At 55.4% G+C, this 16,104-nt stretch carries 16 protein-coding genes; 7 read left to right on the forward strand and 9 right to left on the reverse strand.

The features are described 5' to 3' along the window. Window positions 1–126 precede the first annotated feature (126 nt). Complete coding sequence (gene lpxH / locus AC0TOY_RS09165; protein WP_024906876.1) at window positions 127–849, reverse strand: UDP-2,3-diacylglucosamine diphosphatase; 723 nt, start codon at window positions 847–849, stop codon at window positions 127–129. Window positions 850–852: 3 nt separating this feature from the next. Beyond that, entirely contained in the window at window positions 853–1,347 is a 495-nt protein-coding gene (gene ppiB / locus AC0TOY_RS09170) for a peptidylprolyl isomerase B (protein WP_008499327.1), read from the reverse strand. A gap of 174 nt (window positions 1,348–1,521) precedes the next feature. Between ppiB and cysS the strand changes: the two genes are divergently transcribed. Continuing rightward, window positions 1,522–2,907 carry a cysteine--tRNA ligase gene (gene cysS / locus AC0TOY_RS09175; protein ID WP_290094549.1) on the forward strand — a complete coding sequence of 462 codons (1,386 nt, stop codon included), beginning with the start codon at window positions 1,522–1,524 and terminating at the stop codon, window positions 2,905–2,907. An 86-nt stretch (window positions 2,908–2,993) separates the two neighbouring features. Here cysS and AC0TOY_RS09180 read toward each other — a convergent pair whose 3' ends face one another. From AC0TOY_RS09180 to folD, 5 genes are all read right to left on the reverse strand, one after another. Continuing rightward, the gene (locus AC0TOY_RS09180; RefSeq protein ID WP_024906878.1) at window positions 2,994–3,515 is read right to left on the reverse strand and encodes a metal-dependent hydrolase; all 522 of its coding nucleotides are present in this window, start codon (window positions 3,513–3,515) and stop codon (window positions 2,994–2,996) included. 73 nt (window positions 3,516–3,588) lie between these two features. Continuing rightward, window positions 3,589–4,605 (reverse strand): Mal regulon transcriptional regulator MalI, encoded by a 1,017-nt coding sequence (gene malI, locus AC0TOY_RS09185; protein ID WP_473721742.1) that lies wholly within the window; start codon window positions 4,603–4,605, stop codon window positions 3,589–3,591. A gap of 83 nt (window positions 4,606–4,688) precedes the next feature. Continuing rightward, window positions 4,689–6,188 (reverse strand): PTS transporter subunit EIIC, encoded by a 1,500-nt coding sequence (locus tag AC0TOY_RS09190; RefSeq protein ID WP_024906880.1) that lies wholly within the window; start codon window positions 6,186–6,188, stop codon window positions 4,689–4,691. 285 nt (window positions 6,189–6,473) lie between these two features. After that, window positions 6,474–6,686: a ribosome-associated protein YbcJ gene (gene ybcJ / locus AC0TOY_RS09195; RefSeq protein ID WP_023334767.1), complete on the reverse strand. Its 213-nt coding sequence runs from the start codon at window positions 6,684–6,686 to the stop codon at window positions 6,474–6,476. Between the two features lies 1 nt (window position 6,687). Next, window positions 6,688–7,554 (reverse strand): bifunctional methylenetetrahydrofolate dehydrogenase/methenyltetrahydrofolate cyclohydrolase FolD, encoded by an 867-nt coding sequence (folD, locus tag AC0TOY_RS09200; RefSeq protein WP_006809817.1) that lies wholly within the window; start codon window positions 7,552–7,554, stop codon window positions 6,688–6,690. 309 nt (window positions 7,555–7,863) lie between these two features. On the opposite strand from folD, the gene fimA reads away from it, so the two are divergent. From fimA to sfmF, 6 genes are all read left to right on the forward strand, one after another. After that, window positions 7,864–8,427 (forward strand): type 1 fimbrial major subunit FimA, encoded by a 564-nt coding sequence (fimA, locus tag AC0TOY_RS09205; RefSeq protein ID WP_008499333.1) that lies wholly within the window; start codon window positions 7,864–7,866, stop codon window positions 8,425–8,427. Window positions 8,428–8,495: 68 nt separating this feature from the next. Beyond that, window positions 8,496–9,041 (forward strand): type 1 fimbrial protein subunit FimI, encoded by a 546-nt coding sequence (gene fimI / locus AC0TOY_RS09210; protein ID WP_008499334.1) that lies wholly within the window; start codon window positions 8,496–8,498, stop codon window positions 9,039–9,041. 34 nt (window positions 9,042–9,075) lie between these two features. Continuing rightward, window positions 9,076–9,768 (forward strand): type 1 fimbria chaperone FimC, encoded by a 693-nt coding sequence (gene fimC / locus AC0TOY_RS09215; protein WP_008499335.1) that lies wholly within the window; start codon window positions 9,076–9,078, stop codon window positions 9,766–9,768. A 14-nt stretch (window positions 9,769–9,782) separates the two neighbouring features. After that, window positions 9,783–12,344, forward strand: a complete 2,562-nt coding sequence (locus AC0TOY_RS09220; RefSeq protein ID WP_473721743.1) for a fimbrial biogenesis usher protein — start codon at window positions 9,783–9,785, stop codon at window positions 12,342–12,344. Continuing rightward, window positions 12,337–13,344: a type 1 fimbria D-mannose specific adhesin FimH gene (gene fimH / locus AC0TOY_RS09225; RefSeq protein ID WP_021241603.1), complete on the forward strand. Its 1,008-nt coding sequence runs from the start codon at window positions 12,337–12,339 to the stop codon at window positions 13,342–13,344. The genes AC0TOY_RS09220 and fimH overlap by 8 nt, the downstream gene beginning before the upstream one ends. A 9-nt stretch (window positions 13,345–13,353) precedes the next feature. Beyond that, on the forward strand, window positions 13,354–13,875 hold the full coding sequence (gene sfmF, locus AC0TOY_RS09230) for a fimbria assembly protein (protein WP_008499338.1): 522 nt from the start codon (window positions 13,354–13,356) through the stop codon (window positions 13,873–13,875). Between the two features lie 51 nt (window positions 13,876–13,926). Here sfmF and fimZ read toward each other — a convergent pair whose 3' ends face one another. Both fimZ and AC0TOY_RS09240 read right to left on the reverse strand, forming a co-directional pair. Next, window positions 13,927–14,559 (reverse strand): fimbria biosynthesis transcriptional regulator FimZ, encoded by a 633-nt coding sequence (fimZ, locus tag AC0TOY_RS09235; protein WP_024906886.1) that lies wholly within the window; start codon window positions 14,557–14,559, stop codon window positions 13,927–13,929. Between the two features lie 800 nt (window positions 14,560–15,359). After that, window positions 15,360–16,088, reverse strand: a complete 729-nt coding sequence (locus AC0TOY_RS09240; RefSeq protein ID WP_048991448.1) for a helix-turn-helix transcriptional regulator — start codon at window positions 16,086–16,088, stop codon at window positions 15,360–15,362. Window positions 16,089–16,104 lie beyond the last annotated feature (16 nt).

Below are 16,104 nucleotides of genomic sequence, written 5' to 3' on the forward strand. Positions count from 1 at the left end.
CTTAAGTAATTTATCTGGGATAGGGCGTGCTGCCCTGATGTGATAAATAATAGGCCGACCACGGGCTGATTAAAATCGAAACAATTTGCCAATATTGTTCAAAAAAATAGAATGAACTGTAAGGGGTTAAAACGGAAAAGCGATCAGCTCCACACCCTCTGGCGTGACTTTGACCATGGATCCTTCTGAGTGCCATGCACCCAACACCACGCGATGGGCCGGTTCGCCGTTGGCGATAAGGGAATGCACGTCTGGACGATGGGTATGCCCGTGGATCAACCACTGAACGCCATGTTTTTCCATCACGTTGACCACCGCGTGAGGATTAACGTCCATGATGGTCATGGATTTGCTGCTGTTGGCGGCTTTACTGCCCGCGCGCATTCTGGCGGCGATGCGGTTGCGGATAAACAGCGGCAGGGCAAGGAACACCTTCTGGATCCACGGGGTGTGGACTTTAGCGCGAAACGCCAGGTAGCCGGTATCGTCGGTGCAGAGCGTGTCGCCGTGCATGATCAGCACCTTGCGGCCGTAGAGGTCGAGCACCTGTTCTTCCGGCAGCAGCGTCATGCCGCTTTCACGGGCGTAGCGCTTGCCGATCAGGAAATCACGGTTGCCGTGAATGAAGTAGCAGGGGACGCCGGAATCCACCAGCGCTTTAATGGCCGAAGCCATTTCACGGTGCAGCGGGTTAGGATCGTCGTCGCCAATCCAGGCTTCAAAGAGGTCGCCCAGGATGTACAGCGCATCGGCGCTTTTCGCTTCACCGCGTAAAAAACGCAGAAAACCGGCGGTTATCGCCGGTTCTTCTGTTTGCAGATGCAGATCCGCAATAAAGAGTGTCGCCACGAATTACTCGCTGACGGTCACGCTTGTAATCACAACGTCTTCTTTCGGAACGTCCTGGTGCATACCGCTGCGGCCAGTAGAGACGGCTTTGATCTTGTCAACCACGTCCATACCTTCAACCACTTCTGCGAATACGCAGTAGCCCCAACCCTGCAGGCTTTCGCCGGAGAAGTTCAGGAAGTCGTTGTCCGCCACGTTAATGAAGAACTGCGCGGTTGCAGAGTGAGGTGCCTGAGTACGCGCCATCGCCAGCGTGCCGCGGGTGTTTTTCAGGCCGTTGTTCGCTTCGTTCTTGATCGGCTCTTTAGTGGCTTTCTGGTTCATGCCAGGTTCGAAACCGCCGCCCTGGATCATAAAACCGTTGATCACGCGGTGGAAAATGGTGTTGTTGTAGAAACCTTCGCGGCAGTAGTCCAGGAAGTTTTTAACTGTTTCAGGCGCTTTGTCATCAAAGGTTTTGATTACGATATCGCCATGATTAGTGTGGAAAGTAACCATTTTTGCATCCTGTTCCGTTATTGTGGTACGTCGACCCGCGTTCGGGTCATCTATAGGGGCTTGTTATAGCATAACCACAGGATGCGATCACCTTGCATTGTGTGCTGCTTCGGGTTTGAATTACGGGTAGAATAGCCGGTTTTCAACCACACACGTGTTTACATGGAATCTTCGATGTTAAAAATCTTTAATACAATGACGCGCCAAAAAGAGGAATTTAAACCTATCCATGCCGGGGAAGTCGGCATGTACGTGTGTGGTATTACGGTTTACGATCTCTGTCACATTGGCCATGGCCGTACCTTTGTCGCTTTTGACGTGGTGTCACGCTACCTGCGTTTTCTGGGCTATACCCTGAAATACGTGCGTAATATCACCGACATCGACGACAAAATCATCAAGCGCGCTAATGAGAACGGCGAAAGCTTTGTCGCGCTGGTGGATCGCATGATCGTCGAGATGCACAAAGATTTCGACGCCCTGAATATTCAGCGCCCGGACAGCGAGCCGCGCGCGACCCACCATATTCACGAAATCATCGAGATCACCGAAAAGCTGATCGCACGCGGTCACGCCTACGTTGCGGACAACGGTGACGTGATGTTCTCGGTGCCAACGGACCCAACCTACGGTTCGCTTTCCCGTCAGGATCTGGATCAGCTCCAGGCCGGTGCCCGTGTCGACGTGGTTGACGTGAAGCGTAACCCGATGGACTTCGTGCTGTGGAAGATGTCCAAAGAGGGGGAGCCAAGCTGGCCATCCCCGTGGGGCGAAGGCCGCCCGGGCTGGCACATTGAGTGTTCCGCGATGAACTGCAAACAGCTGGGCAAGCACTTCGACATTCACGGCGGCGGTTCAGACCTGATGTTCCCGCACCACGAAAACGAAATTGCGCAGTCCACCTGCGCCCACGGCGGCGAGTACGTGAACTACTGGATGCACTCCGGGATGGTAATGGTTGACCGCGAGAAGATGTCGAAATCGCTGGGCAACTTCTTTACCGTGCGCGACGTGCTGAAGTATTACGACGCGGAAACCGTGCGCTACTTCCTGATGTCTGGCCACTATCGCAGCCAGCTGAACTACAGCGAAGAGAATCTGAAGCAGGCGCGCTCGGCGCTGGAGCGTCTGTACACCGCGCTGCGCGGGACCGACAGGTCTGTTCCGGCGGCAGGCGGCGAAGCGTTCGAAGCACGCTTTGTTGAGGTGATGAACGACGACTTCAACACCCCGGAAGCCTACTCCGTGCTGTTCGACATGGCGCGCGAAGTGAACCGCCTGAAGTCAGAAGATATGGCGGCGGCGAATGCGCTGGCGTCTCATCTGCGTAAGATCTCTTCCGTGCTCGGCCTGCTGGAGCAGGATCCGGACGCGTTCCTGCAGAGCGGTGCGCAGGCGGACGACGGCGAAGTGGCGGAAATTGAAGCGTTGATCAAAGCGCGTCTGGAAGCGCGTCAGGCGAAAGACTGGGCGGCGGCCGATGCGGCGCGTAACCGTCTGACCGAGATGGGCATCATTCTGGAAGACGGCCCGCAGGGTACCACCTGGCGCCGTAAGTAAGTCTGTAACGCCCGGTGTCGCTTACGCTTACCGGGCCTACGGGTAAAAGTAGGCCGGGTAAGGCGCTGCCGCCACCCGGCTTTTTTTTACCTTCTTCTCCACCACAACATTCCCATCAGCACAACCCCCGGCAGCCACACCCACAGCAGTTCTGAAATAATCACCTGATGCCCGTACGGCGTGGTATAGCGTGAGAGTGCAAACGGCGCGACCTTAATCACCTGCCACGGCGCAAAAAAGCGTTCATCTGACCACGGCCACAGCCAGCCGACGCCTTTCCCGCCTGTAGTAATCGAATCCAGCAGGCTGTGCGACAGCAGTGACACCGTTAAAAACAGCCAGCACCGCGTCAGGCTGGCCCTGAACCATCGTCGTCCAGTCAGCACGCAAAGTATCGGCACCGCAAAGGCAAACAGCAGGGAGTGGGTAAAGCCGCGATGGCCGAAAACATTTCCATACGCGACGCCGAACTTAAACGCCAGCACGTCGGCGTCCGGCAGCATGGCGAGAACAATCCCGGCAAACAGCAGGCGGGGTGGGATAACTTTTGTCCCCAGGCCTAAGCCCAGACAAAGCGGAACAGCAGCGTGTGTAATGACGGTAGGCATTGTGATTATCCATGGCAAATCATGGAAATATAGCAGCCATTCCGCGCTAAAAAACCTGTGCGAAATTCTGATTTTACGCCGACTCGCGCGCGATAAGCTGCCCGGAAAGCGTAATGCGCTGGGTTTGCAGCGTCGGCTCCTTTAGCGTGCGAATAATCAGCCCGGCAGCCTGACGCCCCGTCTCTTCGCTGGCGGATGAGACATAGGTAAATGACGGCGAGGTGAGGTTAACATGGAGCATATCTTCGAAACCGACCAGCGCGACCTGCTGTGTTAAAAACACATCTTTACCCACCGTACGCCCGACCTGATGAATACCAGAGATGGAGCCGATCATGGCATCCGGCGAGTGGCAGAGCAGGGCGGTGATAGTATTGTTTTTTTCCAGCAGCTGGCGGGTGGCGAAACCCGCGGCCAGGGTGTCATCGCTGCAGGCCGGAGAGTATTCATCGCGCCAGACCAGCCCGTTTTGCGTCATCGCGCTGCGAAAACCGAGCAGGCGCTGCTCGCGGATAAGGCAGCCTTCGCGTCCGCCAATGTAGGCGATATTGCGATGGCCGCGCTCGATAAGATAACGCACCGCCAGACTGGCCGCCTGACGGTTATCGCGCATCACCAGATTGCATTTTTCATCCAGCAGCGACTGCGAGACCACCACCAGCGGCAGCGGGCAGCGGCGAATCTGTTCCGGTAGGGTAGAGGTGCGGGTATCCGAGGCCAGATAGATCACCCCTGCGACGCCCTGCTGCTTAAACGACAGCAGGCAGCGCTCAAGTTGGTCATGGTCGTTCTGGGGCTGTCCGAGAAAAACCATATACCCCTGTTTTTCAAGATCCTGAACGATACTCGCCATCACCTTGATGGAGAAACTGTCGCTAAAGTCACGGAGGATCAGGCCAATCAGATTGGACGTATTGGCGCGGAGGTTGGCAGCGGCAACGTTATGAACATAGCCCAGCGTATTGATGGCAGCGTTGACCTTCTCGATCGTTGCCTCTGAGATTTTCCCTTTCTGGCGCAGCACCAGCGAGACGGTTGAAACCGACACGCCCGCGTGCTTCGCGACATCAATAATGCTGACTTTCTTCAAAACCGCTCCCTGAAATTTACCGATTATCAGCCAGATAAAACACGTCTCCCAGCGTACAGGAGACGTGTCGTTCAGGCATCTTATTATTTGCCGATCATGGTGGACATGGTCTGGGCGATAAACTGTGCTCTGGCACCGAAAATCACCTGAATACCGTTGTCGCCGACAAAGACCACGCCGCGCGCGCCGAGTCCGTTCAGGCCGTCTTTATCCACCACCTCACTTTTTGTCACTTCCAGGCGAAGACGGGTGATACAGGCGCCGACGGAGTCGATGTTATGCGCCCCGCCCAGCAGGGTGATGATCTCGGTCGCGAGTTCAGAATCCGATTTCTCATCCGCGTTGGCGGTCACTTCAGTGCGGCCCGGCGTTTTCACGTCGAAGCGACGGATCACAAAGCGGAACGTGAAGTAATAAATCAGGCCCATTGGAATGCCGATGATAATGGCGCTCAGGAAGTGGGTCTGGTAGCCGTTAAACGACGGTAGGATCCCGAATGACAGATAGTCGATAAAGCCCGCGGAGAAGGACTTGGCGATATGCGCATGCAGCAGGTACATGGTCATGTAGGCCAGACCCGCCATGATGGCGTTAAAGACGTACAGAATCGGTGCCACGAAGATAAAGGTAAACTCAACCGGTTCGGTGATCCCGGTCAGGAAGCAGGTGAGCGCCGCGGAGAACAGAATACCGGCCGCGATTTTCTTATTCTTCGTATGGGCTTCGTGATACATCGCCAGGCACGCGGCGGGCAGCGCGAACAGCATCAGCGGGAATTCACCCTGCATGAACTTACCGGCGTTCTGGTAGGTGTCGCTGCTGAAAGATTTCACCCCCTCTTCTAGCATTTTGAACCAGATGGTCTGGTCGCCATGGATCACCTGGCCTGCCTGGGTGGTGTAATCCCCGAACGAGTACCAGAACGACGGATACCAGATGTGGTGCAGACCGAGCGGGATCAGCGCGCGCTCCACCAGACCGAAGATAAAGGTCGACGCCGCCTGATTATCGCCGTTCACCACCACGGAGAGCGCGTCGATACCGGCCTGGATATGCTGCCAGACGTACGGCAGCAGCAGCCCCATCAGGAACGAGAGGAACGCCGTTGCAATTGCCACGAAGCGCTTGCCGGAAAAGAAGCCCAGGAACTCCGGCAGCTGCATGGTGTGGAAGCGGTTATAGCACCAGGCCGCGAGAATACCGCAGATCAGGCCGCCAAAGACGCCCATCTGTAGCGTCGGAATGCCCACCACCATGGCGTATTTCCCGCCCTGGGAGGCCATTTCCGGCGTGATGCTCAGCACGGTGCTGATGGTGATATTGGTGACAAACACCGAAACGGCCGCAGACAGCGCCGCGATGCCGGATTCTGACGCCAGACCCACGGCGGAGCCAATGGCAAACAGCATTGGCAGGTTATCAAAAATAACCCCACCCGCGTTCATCATCAGCGGCAGATGGAACTTATCGCCGAAGGCCAGCAGCAGGCCCGCAGCGGGAAGCAGTGAAATTGGCAGCATTAAGGCGCGACCAATCATCGATAACTTAGACAGCGATTTAACAAACCCTGATATCAGACTCATGCTGATTTCCCCCGAGTAGCGCTTTTTTTGGCGCTGTTATTGTAAGTAGAACGTTTTAGTAGAACGTTCTACTTATCGTGGGCAAAGAGTGAAAAACGCGCAACTGAATTTTCACGTTTCAACAGATGAAATAGTGATTATTTGAAGTTGATCGATAAATAACCGTGATGGGTGTGAGGGGATGCTGAGAGACATTGCAGGGGGGCGGCTTCGCCTTACCCGGCCTGGAAACGGCGTTCGGACTGTTCCCTCTCCCCTTTGGGGAGAGGGTTAGGGTGAGGGGGCTCAGGCCGTCACGGTTACGCTCTGTCCTTCAAAGCTCACGGTCTGTCCCGCGACAATCTTGCAGCGCTTGCGGGTTTCCACCACGCCGTCGACTTTTACCAGCCCGTCGGCGATAACGATTTTCGCCTGCGCGCCGCTTTCGCTCCAGCCTTCCAGCTTGAGCAGATCGCACAGCTCAACGTGCGGATGTTTACCTAATGAAAAAGTCGCCATCTTACGCGTCCTCTACGTCGTGATATTCTTCGCATGCCTGCAAAGTATTCTGAATCAGCGTTGCGACGGTCATTGGACCTACGCCGCCCGGTACGGGGGTAATGTAAGAGGCGCGCGCGGCGGCATCTTCATACACCACGTCGCCAACCACTTTGCCGTTTTCCAGACGGTTAATCCCGACGTCCACGACGATTGCACCCTCTTTAATCCACTCGCCCGGAATAAAGCCCGGCTTACCGACCGCGACGATCAGCAGATCGGCGTTCTCAACGTGGTGGCGCAGGTTTTTGGTGAAGCGGTGGGTTACGGTGGTGGTGCAGCCGGCCAGCAGCAGCTCCATGCTCATCGGGCGGCCCACGATGTTGGACGCGCCGATGACCACGGCGTTCAGGCCGTAAGTATCGATGTTATAACGCTCCAGCAGCGTCACGATACCGCGCGGCGTGCACGGACGCAGGCGCGGCGCGCGCTGGCACAGGCGGCCAACGTTGTACGGATGGAAACCGTCCACGTCTTTATCCGGTGCAATACGCTCCAGCACCTTCACGTTGTCGATACCGGCGGGCAGCGGCAGCTGAACCAGAATACCGTCGATCTCTTTATCGGCGTTCAGAGTGTCAATAAGTTCCAGCAGTTCTGCTTCGCTGGTGGTTTCCGGCAAATCGTAAGAGCGGGAGACGAACCCCACCTCTTCACACGCTTTGCGCTTGCTGCCGACATAAATCTGCGATGCCGGGTTACTGCCAACCAGCACAACGGCCAGCCCGGGGGCGCGAAATCCTGCCGCTTTACGCGCCTTCACTTTTTCCGCGACCTCAGAGCGCACCTGCTGCGCAATCGTTTTACCGTCAATAATCTTTGCTGCCATCAGAGAGAAGATTCCGTCTGTAACGTTCGAAAGGGGGGATGCGTGTATTTTGTCAGAAGCGAGCCCCGCTGTCAGTCACCCTTTGCGCGTTTTTATCCGCAAGACGCAAAAACCCTTCTTAAGGGATGGTCAATTTCTTAGGCGGGATTAGGATGTGACCTGGTAAAATGGCAGCGTTTTGACATATTTAAAAATCACCTCCTGAGCTACTTTGTCTCCTCCGAAATAAGCTTTCAATTACTCAATTGAACGTATTTCTTATTCCCGATTTTTCGCGGGAAGGGTTATTTACATTTTAAAGGAATAGACATGAAACTCAGCAACATTGCTTCTACTGTTATTGCAACTTTGGCCCTGGTTGCGGGTGCCGCAAATGCAGCGGATCCTGCTGCGCCGGTTTCCGTAAATGGCGGTACCGTACATTTTAAAGGTGAGCTGGTTAATGCGGCTTGTTCAGTAAATACTGATTCTTCCGAGCAGACCGTTAATCTGGGTCAGTATCGTACCGCGAAATTCACCAAAGTGGGCGACACCACCTCTAATATTCCGTTCAACATTGAACTGAACGATTGCGATCCGCTGGTGGCCAAAACTGCCGCTGTTGCGTTCACCGGTCAGATCGACCCAACCGACAAAACCCTGCTGGCCGTCACCTCCGGCAGCAACGACAACACCGCGAAAGGCGTGGGTATTGAGATCCTCGACAGCAAATCCAGCGTTCTGACCCCAGACGGTGCGACCTTCTCTGCTGCGCAGACGCTGATCGAAGGGACGAACACCCTGAAGTTCACCGCGCGTTATAAATCCACGGCTGCGACTACCGAGCCAGGCCAGGCGAACGCTGACGCCACCTTCGTTATGAAATACGAATAATTCCTCCGCACAGGGATGTTCAGGCCTCAGGGACGAGGCCCGTCATACGCTATTGCCAGGAACAAAGGATGACAAGGACAGGAACACTACTGCTGTTAACCCTTGCGATGGCTTGCCCGGCATCGGCGCATACCGTGGTGATCGAAGGCGGCAAGGTTCATCTCAGAGGTGAACTGGTGAACGGCGGCTGCGCCGTGGCGCCCGACAGCCAGAATATGCGCATCGATATGGGGCAGTACCGAACCAATTCATTTTCCGGCGTGGGCAGTTTTTCCACGGTGAATGTGCCTTTCACCGTACGGCTGCTGGACTGCAGCGTTGATGTTTCGCGCACCGTGGGGATCCAGTTTCAGGGGGCCACACCCGCAGAAGATCCTCAGGTCTTTCTGGCGACATCGCGACCAGGTGAAACGCCTGTCAGCAGCGGCGTTGGGCTGGCGCTCTTTGACGAGCAGCAGCGTCAGATTATCCCAAATGCCACGGCCGTCAGCTGGCTGCCGATCGATACCCGCGAGCTGGCGTTCCATTTTAGCGCCCGCTATCGGGCTATTTCCGAACACCTCGAGCCAGGCAAAATTCAGTCGGATGTCTGGTTTACGTTGATTTATCCATAACACCTGCGAACACATTATTAAAGGTACGGTTGTGATGAATACCCTAATTAAACCAGGACTTTTTTTATCGTTTATTTTAATGATGGTTTCTGCCTGCGCGAATGCATCCGGCGGTATTGCGCTGGGAGCCACCCGCGTTATTTACCCGGCGGACGCGAAGCAAACGTCGCTGGCGATCACCAACAGCAATAAACAGGAGCGCTATTTAATTAACGCGTGGATCGAAAATGCGAACGGGCAAAAAGAAAAAACGTTTGCCGTCACGCCGCCCCTGTTTGTTAGCGAGCCGGACAGTGAAAACACGCTGCGCATTATTTACGCCGGGCCTGCGCTGCCTGCCGACCGCGAATCGCTGTTTTACATGAACGTGAAAGCGATCCCGTCAGTGAACAAAGCCAAAACGGAAAACAATAACGTGCTGCAGCTGGCTATCCTCTCGCGCATCAAGCTGTTTGTGCGCCCGAACAACCTGGCAATGCAGCCGGAAGAGGCGCTTTCCCAGCTGCGGTTTGAGCGCGCGGGTAACCATCTCAAAGTCAGCAACGCGTCTCCGTATTACATCACCCTCGTCAATCTGAAGCTGGGCGGGAAGACGCTGGATAACCTGATGGTGGCGCCGAAAAGCGCGGCACAGCAGGTGCTGCCAGCCGGTGTCGGCGGCACGCTCTCCTGGCAGAGCGTGAATGACTACGGTGCCATCACGCCGGCGCGTAGCGTCAACCTGTGAGCAGAGTCAGGGCGATGAAAAACCATCAGGGACGTTACTGCCCGGTTGCACTGGCGCTGATGGCTGCGCTCTGGCCGCAGGCTGGCTGGAGCGAAAGCTATTTCAACCCGGCCTTCCTGTCCGACGACACCGCCAGCGTGGCGGATTTGTCGCGTTTTGAACAAGGACACCAGCAGGCACCCGGCGTTTATCGCGTGGATATCTGGCGTAACGATGAATTTATCGGGACTCAGGACGTGCGTTTTGAGCAGGCAGAGAACACGCCGCCGGTGGCGGGCGGGCTATCGCCGTGTATTACGCGGGCGATGCTCGACCGCTTTGGCGTCAACGTCGCGGCGTTTCCCGAGCTGGCTCAGGTCCAGGGTGAGGCCTGCGTCCCGTTGACCACGGCCATTCCCGGTAGCGAAACGGTATTCAACTTTGCCTCACAGCGCCTGAACGTCAGCCTGCCGCAGGTGGCATTGCAGAACAGCGCCCGGGGCTACATTCCGCCGGAACAGTGGGATGAAGGCATTCCCGCCGCGCTGCTGAACTACAGCTTTACGGGCAACCGGGGCAGCGAAGACGACAGCTATTACCTCAACCTGCAGAGCGGGCTGAACTACGGCGCCTGGCGTTTACGTAACAACGGCGCATGGCGATACACGCAGACCAACGGGCAGCGGCACAGCGAGTGGCAGAATATTGGCACCTGGGCGCAGCGCACCGTGATCCCGCTGAAAAGCGAACTGGTCCTGGGCGACAGCAATACCGGCAATGACGTCTTCGACAGCATGGGGTTCCGCGGCGGAAGGCTCTTCTCGTCTGACAGCATGTATCCGGACAGCCTGCAGGGCTACGCGCCCACCGTGCGCGGGATCGCCCGGACGCCCGCCAAAGTGGTGGTGCGTCAGAATGGCTACGTGATCTATCAAAGCTATGTGCAGCCGGGCGCATTTGCGATTACCGATCTCAACCCCACCTCCTCAAGCGGTGACCTGGAAGTGACGGTAGAAGAGAAAGACGGTACCCAGCAGCGCTATACCGTGCCGTACTCCACCGTGCCGCTTCTGCAGCGTGAAGGGCGCTGGAAGTATGACCTCGTCGCGGGGGATTACCGCAGCGGTAACAGCGATCAGGATACGCCGTTCTTCACCCAGGGCACCCTGATTACCGGACTTGCCAACGGCTTTACGCTCTACGGCGGAACGCAGCTGGCGTCACGCTATACCGCGGTTGCCGTCGGGGCCGGAAAAAACCTGGGCGACTGGGGCGCGGTTTCGCTCGATATCACCCACGCCCGCAGCCAGCTCGCGGACGACAGCAAGCATGAAGGACAGTCCCTGCGCTTCCTCTATGCGAAATCCCTTAACGGCTTTGGCACCAACTTCCAGCTGCTGGGCTACCGTTACTCCACAAAAGGGTTTTACACCCTGGACGATGTGGCATGGCGCTCAATGGAAGGCTATCAGTATGCCGACAGCCAGGACGATAACGATGTGCCGGACGTGCAGAGCTATCACAACCTGACGTGGAATAAAAAAGGCCGCTTCCAGCTTAACGTTTCTCAGGCGCTGGGGGATTACGGCTCGGTCTATATCTCCGGCAGCGAGCAGACCTACTGGGGTACCGACGAGTCGAACCTCTGGTACCAGCTGGGGTATGCGGGGGGCATGAAGGGGATCAACTACTCCGTTTCGTGGTCGTGGAACAAATCCGTCGGGATCGACGGCACCGACCGGATCGCGTCGTTTAACGTCTCCGTGCCGTTCAGTATCTTTACCCGTCAGGGCTATCGCCGGGACAGCGCGATTGACCGTGCCTACGCCACGGCATCCGCCAGCCGGAACAGCGATGGCGACACAAGCTGGCAAACCGGCGTCAGCGGCACGCTGCTGGAGGACCGCAACCTGAACTACAGCGTGACTCAGGGACACACCAGCACCAACGGGTCAAGCGGAAGCGCCAGCGCCAACTGGCAGGCGACCTACGGCACGTTGGGCGTGGGCTACAACTACAGCGACGATCAACACGATCTCAACTGGCAGCTCTCCGGCGGGGTCGTCGGTCATGCCGACGGCGTGACCTTCAGCCAGCCGCTGGGCGACACCAACGTGCTGATCAAAGCGCCGGGGGCATCCGGCGTCAGCGTGGAAAACCAGACCGGCGTGAGAACCGACTGGCGAGGCTATGCGGTGATGCCGTATGCCACCGTCTACCGCTACAACCGCGTGGCGCTGGATACCAACACCATGAGCAACAACACCGACATCGAAAACAACGTGAGCAGCGTGGTGCCGACCAAAGGCGCGCTGGTGCGCGCCAGCTTTGATACTCGCATTGGCGTGCGCGCCCTGCTGACGGTAACGCGCGGCAACCAGCCCGTGCCGTTTGGCGCGGTGGTCCGCGAAACGCAAAGCGGGGTCACCAGCATGGTGGGGGATGACGGGCAAATTTACCTGAGCGGGCTGCCGCTGGAGGGCGAGCTGCTGATCCAGTGGGGCGACGGGGCGCAGTCTCAGTGTCGCGCGCCTTACAGCTTGCCTGAAAAGAGCCTGCAACAGGCAATCACAATGAAGGGGATTCGCTGTGAATAAAACCCACATCTTAGGCTTGTCGCTTCTGGCGCTACTGCCTGCGGCAAATGCATTCGCCACCGTGTGCGTCAATGAAAAAGGCGTGCCGACGGAGGTGCATTACGACCTGACGGACAAATTCAATAGCTCGAATAACCAGATTGGACAGGTCGTGACGCTCAGCGAGAAGTCGCAGTGGGTAGGGGTCAATGCCGTCTGCCCGAAGGGCACGGTCGGGAATACCACCAAGCGTAGCTATGTGACCGATTATCAGGTTACGGGAACGAGCGATGGCTATCAGTATCTGAAGCTGAACGACTATCTGGACGGAGCCATGAAAATCACGGACAGCTATGCTGGCGTGTTTTATCCGCCAAAAAACTATATCCAGATGGGGAGCCATCCTAACGTCTCCAAAAACAGGCCGTTTGGCGTTCAGGACTCCAGCCTTGTCTTCCGCCTTAAGGTAACCCGACGTTTTATTAATATGGTCGTGATCCCGCGCGCCACCATGTTCCGCGTTTACGTCACCACCACCTCCTCGGATCCGCTCACCACGCCGGTCTATACCATCAGCTACAGCGGTACCATTCAGGTGCCGCAAAGCTGCGCTATCAACGCCGGGAACGTGGTGGAGTTTGATTTCGGCGACATTGGCGCCTCCCTGTTCAGTAAGGCGGGCGTAGGTAACAAACCGGAGGGCGTCTCATCGCAAAGCAAAACCATTGCGATCAAATGCACCAACGTGGAGGCAAACGCCATGCTGACGATGCGCGTAGAGGCGGAGAAAGTCTCTGATAATGTGCTGGTGTCGGATAACCCGGACGTCGGGTTCATCATTGCCAACGAGAGCGGTGCGCCGCTAACGCCTAACAACCTGACAAGCAAAATTCCGTTCCGCCTCGACGACAGCGCGCAGGCAAAGGTGGGGATCCGCGTCTGGCCGGTGAGCGTGACGGGCAACAAGCCAGCGGAAGGGCGTTTCACCTCGCGCGGGTATTTGCGCGTGGATTACGACTAAGGAGCCGATATGCGAAACGGGATCCGTTTTCTCACCGTGGCGCTCTTTGCGCTTTGCACACAGGCTCAGGCGGACACCGCGTTGGGCGAAATTAACATTCGGCTCTACGGCAATATTGTTGATTTTACCTGCGTCGCGGAAGGCAGCGACAGCGACAAGACCGTCACGCTGGGCACCTGGCCCACGAAACAGCTCAGCACCACCGGGAGCCGCACGCAGCCCATGCCGTTTACGCTGAAGCTGACCGGCTGTCCGCCGGGCGCCGCGTCGATTACGTTTTCGGGCAAAGCCGACGGGAGCAATAACGGTTTGCTGGCGCTGAACGACGCCAGTACAGCGAGCCGTGTCGCGGTAGAGATCAGGGATGCGGATAAAACGCGTCTGGCTCTTCAGCAGGCCAGCCAGCCGGTGTCAGTTGATGCGCAGGGGAATGCTACATTGTCGTTTTATGCCAATTATATTGCCACCGCAGATAATCCTCAGCCCGGACGAGCCGATGCGGATGCCACCTTTATGATTAACTATAATTAGCACTGACCGCACTCCCTGCAGCTCAGATAAGCTGCAGGGAGTGAATTCAGGTTAAAGCAGTTCGTGCGCTTTGGCGTAGTCAATTAATTCCACGATGCTTTGCACACCCAGCTTGGAATAAATATTGGATTTATGCGCGCTAATAGTTTTGTTGCTTAATAGTAGCTGTTCAGCAATTTCCTTATTGGATAATCCATTCGCCAGATACCGTAATACCGTGACCTCACGATTCGATAATGGCATATCTACTGCCATCCCTTTCCCTGAACCCAGGTGGTTTATAAAGTTCAGCGTTTCCGACGGGAAAAAGGAATAGCCCATCAGGATCATTTCTACGGCGTTGTAGATCTCACCCAAATCTTTCCGTTTGCTGACGAAGCCATTTGCCCCGGCGCGAATGGCGCGACCCGCGTAAAATAGCTCTGATTTAGACGAGAGGAACAGAACCTTAATCTCTTTGTTTAAGTTTCTGATTCTCTTAAGTAAAGCGAAAGCATCCGTGCCCGTGAGTTCAATGTCAAGGATCACCAGATCGATAGGGTGATTGCGGATACAGTCAAGGACTTCATGGCTATCGCCAGACTTGAGCTTGACTGCGATATTCTTATTTTTCTGTAGCAGGACTTCTATCGACATTCTGACGATAGGATGTTCGTCCATAATGATAACGGATGCCGGTTTCATTTTTAATGCCTCAGATTGTTAAAAGCGTTATGCAGAGTTTGGTAAAACTCTCGAAATGCCGGAAGGATATAATGTGCAGATCCCTATACCGTAGTATTTCCCTGGAAAGAGCGAAAGCATCCTTGTTTACGTAATGAAAAGAACTATGCCTCAGCGCGGTCATCTCATTAGGCTGGTGTTGGCAAAAAGGTTTTTCTTATTCAAATTTGGTACGCATCTTATTATACAGGGTAAGTTTTTTCCGAAAACCCTGTAAATTAATATCCGCGTATGGGTTTGTATTATCTTCTGGATCTGAATCACTATTTTTTTAAAATTAGCGGAAATATCCTATTATCTCATTTACCGCATATTTTCATCTTTATGTAATAACAAAAAATAACAGATATCTCTGTATGTTGATCAATTGTTAACAAGAATAGACATCATTTCTGCGGGCGAACCCGCGACGCGGAGGTTAAAAATTGCCCTCACAGGCCGGTAGACCTTCATCCGAAAGTGCTTGCGTTGACCACGATAACGGCGCCAGGTCCGCAGGAGAACATGCTACCCGCTTCGCTTTTTACTCCTGGACGTTGTCGCTAAGCTGCTTGTTTTTACATCATTATCATCTTGTTAACGCTATCTGCATTCGCTTAACGGATGGAGGAAAGTGCTGCCGTTCATTCAATTTATGGCATTTCACAAGGTTTACGCCCATAAATTAGGAATAGTTATAAATTCGATTTTATTGTTAAAAATTAACATTTATGTAACGCAGTTGGTAAGTAAATTCCTAAACCGCTTTAGGAAATAAGGGGTTAGGACGTGAGTGAAAACGTGCAGTCTGAGAGGTTATTAAGAAGATGAAGCAATTCCTGGCGATGGCTCAGCCCCAGCTTCAGCAGGATGCAGCTGAGACGATAGATAATGCGGCTATAGGGGCGATTCTGCATCAGGGCAATCTGACGCAGCGTCTTGCCCCGTGAGAGCTCCTGCAGGATGGGCCATTCATTGCGCGAGAACCAGTCTTTGTCGGACCCCTGCGGGGGGCGGGTATCCAGCAGGCTGTGCTGGAGCGCGGCGGCGTTCAGTTGGCGTTCGAGCACATGAAAGGGACCTGCCGCTTTGCAGAAGAGGCGGGTGTCGTAATTATCGGCCCGGACTAACAGCCAGGGCGTCAGGTACGGAGGAAACAGGCTATGCCTTCTCAACTGATCCAGTTTCTCCAGCAGCCCCGTGGACCGGCTTTCTATATCCACGACCAGACGGGCGGAGGGCCACTGTGTCTGAGCGATAAGGGCGTCGTCCAGCGTGGCGTAGTCGCAGCAGCTGCTCAGAGGAAACTGCCCGTTGAGAAAGCCGGTGCGCAGGTAGTGATCCTCCGTCACCAGAAGGATAAAAGGGGCGTCTGTTTTGCGGGGCTGGCTGATGGACTGGCTCAAAAATTCGAGTCGGTCGAAAAAGGGGGGAGCAAAAGGTGAGCGCGTAAATCCCAGTGCATCACTTCCTGTACGCCGCCGCCGGTAACGGCGCACTGTCATTCGCATGGTCTCCCTCCTGGAA

It is taken from the genome of Enterobacter sp. PL_is379 (genome assembly GCF_055817355.1).